3 protein-coding genes are annotated in these 4522 nt (G+C 63.4%); all 3 read left to right on the top strand.

Annotation, left to right across the window (positions count from 1 at the left end; translation table 11 throughout):
• The first annotated feature begins 545 nt into the window (after positions 1 to 545).
• Positions 546 to 2174 carry a hypothetical protein gene (locus ACTQY5_RS10920; protein ID WP_441029632.1) on the top strand — a complete coding sequence of 543 codons (1629 nt, stop codon included), beginning with the start codon at positions 546 to 548 and terminating at the stop codon, positions 2172 to 2174.
• A 22-nt stretch (positions 2175 to 2196) separates the two neighbouring features.
• A complete protein-coding gene (locus tag ACTQY5_RS10915; RefSeq protein WP_441042200.1) occupies positions 2197 to 3552 on the top strand; it encodes a phage portal protein in 1356 nt (451 codons plus the stop codon).
• Positions 3539 to 4522 (top strand): hypothetical protein (locus ACTQY5_RS10910; protein ID WP_441369202.1); only part of this gene is annotated, 984 nt, incomplete at its 3' end. The genes ACTQY5_RS10915 and ACTQY5_RS10910, both read left to right, overlap by 14 nt.

Genomic DNA, 4522 nt, shown 5'->3' with positions numbered 1-4522 from the left:
ACAAAACAGTCCGGCGGGTTCAAATTTTTCCCAAGCGCGGTGAGATGCCGCGCTCTCGTTCTCTGCCGTGAGATGCGGCAAAGGAGGCTCCAGAATCATGGCGAAAGGTGCTCGTATCCGCTCTGGGCCTATGCCGGACGAGAACTCTGCACGGTCTGATGCTCGCGGCTACAGGCTGGAGGATTTGCCAGCGTCCGGCTATGACGGCCCGGTGCCCGACTTTCCACTGCCCAACGTGACTGATCGTGAGTCTGAGGTATGGGAGTGGGCGTGGCGGACTCCGCAGGCGTGCGCGTGGTCGATGGACGTGTCGGGGTGGCTGGTGCGTTCGGTGGCGATGTGGACTCGGCTGTCTGTCCGGTGTGAGGACGCCACCGTGTCGGCCCCGGTGCTGGGGCAGTTGCATCGTTTCGCTGAGCACATCGGCTTGACGCCTGCTGGTTTGGCAGCTCTGGGGTGGAAGATCACAACCCGCACCGCCTCGTCAGTCGAGGCTGAGGCTGCGACGCCGAAGCGGTCTCGCGGCTCGAAGCTGAGAGCGATCAATGGCGGCCTCGCTTCCTGACGATGACTGGTCGGTTGCGTGGCCAACTCTGGGGTATCTGTCTGCTGACTGGATCGAGGCCCACTGCCTGGTCGCTGACGGCTGGTCGATGGGTGAGCCGTTTGTGCATGACGGCTGGCAGTTGTGGTGCACACTCAACCATTACAGGGTGAAGCCGAAGGCGGTGTTTAACCAGGCCCGCCCGGTGGGTGCGCCAGCGTTCCAGTATCGCCGTTCGCAGGTGGTGGGGCCGCAGAAGACGGGGAAGTCGCCGTGGGCTGCGTCGCTGATCCCGTTCGAGGCTGTCGGGCCGTGCATTTTCGCTGGCTGGGCTGTTGGTGGCGAGCGGTATCGGTGTGTCGATCATGGCTGCGGTTGCGGGTTCGTCTACGCCTACGATGCGGGTGAGCCGATGGGTATTCCGCGGCCGGTGTCCCGCATCCAACTGTTGGCGACGGCTGAGGATCAGACCGACAACATTTACGCGCCGCTCCAAGAGATGATCAGGCGCGGCCCGTTGCAGGAGCTGATGCGGGTTCGTGAGGATTTCATCCGCACGCCGAACAATGGCGAGGTGTTGCCGATCACGGCTGCACCGAACTCGAAGGTGGGCGCTCCCATCCATTTCGCGGTGGCGGATGAGTCAGGCCTGTACACGGGCAAGCTGATCAAGGTATGGCAGCATATGCGCCGCGGCTTGGCGGGTATGGGTGGTCGTGGCCTGGAGGTGACGAACCCGTGGGACCCGATGGAGAACTCGGCGGCTCAGCAGACGTTTGAGTCATCATCGAAGGATATTTTCCGGTTCTACCGCAGGCCGCCCACTGACCTGAGGTTTGAGCTGAAATCTGAGCGGGCGAAGATTCTGCGGTTTGTGTATCGCGGGTCGCCGTGGGCTGATCTGGAGGCAATCGAGGCCGAGTGCGCCGAGTTGATGCACACCGACCCGGCGCAGGCGAAGCGGTTCTTTGGGAACATGCTGGTGCAAGGCTTGGGCGCGTTCCTGCCTGAGGCTGTGGTGGAGGCTGCTGAGCTTGCGGTCGACGTGCCGGACGGCGCGGCGGTGTGTGGCGGGTTTGACGGGTCACGGTCGAGCGACTGGACGGCGCTGCGATTGCAGACGATTGACGGGCATCGGTTCACGCCAACGTATGGGCCAGATCAGCGTCCAGCGGTATGGAACCCAAGGGAGTGGCCGGAGGGTCGTATCCCTCGCGGCGAGGTTGATGCCGCCGTGGATGAGGTGATGCGCCGCTACAGGGTGGGGCGCATCTACTGCGACCCGCGGCACTGGGAAACGCAGGCCGATGCGTGGGCGTCGAGGTTCGGTGACGATGTGGTGCTGCAGTGGCCGACGAACTCGATTGCGCGCATGTTTCCAGCACTGGTCAGGTACCGGGAGGACATGGCCGAGGGGTTGACGACGCACGCCCCGGATGAGGTGTTCAAGGCTCAGGCGTTGGCGGCCCGGATGGTCGCGAAACCGGGCGACAAGTTCATTCTCGGCAAACCGGCTGAGCATTTGAAGATCGATGTGGTGATGGCTGACGTGCTGGCGCACGAGGCTGCCGCGGATATGGCGGCGGCCGGTTGGTCGACCGAAGCCAAGGAAACGATTTTCTTCCTATGAGTCGCGAAAGGGGTGGCTGCGTGTGCTGAGTGTTGACGAGCTGCAAACTCTTGACCGGCTGTACCTCGACCTACGTTCCCATCGTGATTCTGACGACATGCTGCTGTCCTACTACGACACGGAGCATGCCTTCACGCATATCGGGTTGGCGTTGCCGCCTGAGTATCGCCGCGAGTATGACGTGATCACGTCGGGGGCGGCTGTGGTGGTGGACTCTGTGGTTGATCGCCAGCAGATGCGCGCCCTCGTGCTCCCCGGCGAAGAGAAGGCCGATGACCGGTTGCGCGCTATCTGGGATGCGTCGAACGGCGACGTGCAGCTCGCGATGTTCAATCGGGATCGCAGACTGTTTGGTCGGGCGTTCCTGACGGTGGGCGGCAATAACAAGAATCCGGATCTGCCGTTGATCCGTGCCGAATCTCCGCGTGAGATGGCTGGCCTTGTTGATGAGCGTCACGAGATGGTGACGGCGGCTGCACGGTTCTACGGCGTGGATGCCGTGACTCGACGCACCCCTTGTTTCGCGACGCTGTATCTGCCTGATGAAACGGTGTGGGTTGAGTGGTCGCCGCGTACCGGCAAGTGGGTCGAGGTCGACCGCGACCAGCACCGGATGGGTGTCGTCCCAGTGTTCATGCACCTCAACAAGAGGGTTTCAGGGTCATGGGTTGGGAGGACGGCGCTGACCAGGGGCCTGCGGTCGATCATCGACAGCTCGTGCCGGAATCTGACGAACCTGCAGTTCGCGGTCGAGTCGCATGGCATCCCCCGCATCTTCATGACTGGGGTCGTGAAGGGCGATTTTGTTGACCCGAAGACTGGTGAGCCGTTGCCGGTATGGGCCGCCTACTACAACGCGATTCACACAATCACAAACCCGCAGGCGAAGGTCGGACAACTCACCGCCTCCGATTTGAAGAACTTCCGCGCCGCCCAGGAGGCGTATGCGATCGAGATGTCGGCGGCGACGGGCTTCCCGATCTCGTATTTCGGGCTCTCGACAGCGAATCCTCCGGCTGAGGGCGCGATCGTGGGCGAAGAGAAACGGCTTGTGCGTACCTGTGAGGCGGAGAACTCCGAGGTGGGTATGACTGTCGGATGGGCCGCTGCGCTCGCCTATCAGATCGCGACTAAGACGCAACTCCCCGGCAACAGGGTGCGGGTGGATTGGCACAATCCGGCGACCCCGACGGTGGCGCAGCGCATGGACGCGGTCGTGAAGGCCAAGCAGTCCGGCATCGTGTCCCGAGAAGGCGCTTGGGATGAGTTGGGGTGGTCGCCCGCCCGAAAGCGTCGCGAAGAGGGATATTTCCGTAACGAGGCGAACCTCGACCCTGAAATGCAGCTCGCATCGGAGCTGATACGTGGGACCGGCTGACAGTTTCCATCTGGCGCAGATCGCGACCGGGCGCGGCGTCGAGGTGCTGGTGTCGCGGATTTGGCGTAACGGCATGCGGCGTCCTGAGGATTGGCCGGATGTGTCGCGGCGACTGTCAGTGACGGTTGCTGCCGGTCAGGTGAGGGCTGCTGAGCGTGCTGGCCAGTTCGCGGCTGACGCTCTGGGCGTGGACTCGCTGATCAACCCGCGCAGCTTCGCCGGTCTCGCCTCCGATGGCCGCTCGCTGGATGGGCTGCTGTACTCGGGTGTGGTGCGTGCGCGTTCGGCATCGGGGCCGATGGCTGAGCGTATGGCGGCTGGTGGTCAGTGGATGGCGGGCCTCGCGAAGACCATGGTGGCTGACGCTGGTCGGGCTGCGACGCAGGCGACGATTGCGGCAACGCCGCGAGCTGGGTGGGTGCGTCTGGTGCGGCCCCCGTGTTGCCAGAGGTGTGCAGTGCTGGCTGGGAAGTGGTTCCGATGGAATGAGGGTTTCCGGCGGCATCCACTGTGCGACTGTGTGCATCGTCCGGCGCTGAGTGCGCCGCCGCCCGATTATTCGTCATCGATCGCACCTAGCCAGATTCACGACCTGACTGAGGCGCAGCGCAGGGCGATAGATGAGGGTGCGGACGTCAATCAGGTGATCAACGCTTATCGCAGAAGCTCGAAGAGTCGCGAATCATACCTGCTGACTACTGAGGGGATGTCGAAGCACGGAACCGCGAGGAACGCCTTGGGTAGATCGGGGAAGAGGCTTACCCCAGACGGCATTTTCCGCATCGCGGAATCGCGGGAGGAGGCGGTGCGCCTCCTGGTGGAGCACGGATACATCCTCCCCAATGTGCCGCTCGGGAGAGGCGGCGCTGCCGGGTACGGACAATTCGGTCGCGGCGGCAAGAGGGTCGCAGCACGGAATGCGGTCGAGCAGGCAAATGCGGCCGGAGTCAGGGCTGGCGACAGGTACACG

Source organism: Acidaminococcus sp. HCP3S3_H5, assembly GCF_052122235.1.
Lineage (GTDB): Bacteria > Bacillota > Negativicutes > Acidaminococcales > Acidaminococcaceae > Acidaminococcus.
Note: the sequence above shows the minus strand (reverse complement) of the source record. Positions and strands in the feature narration are given on the sequence as shown.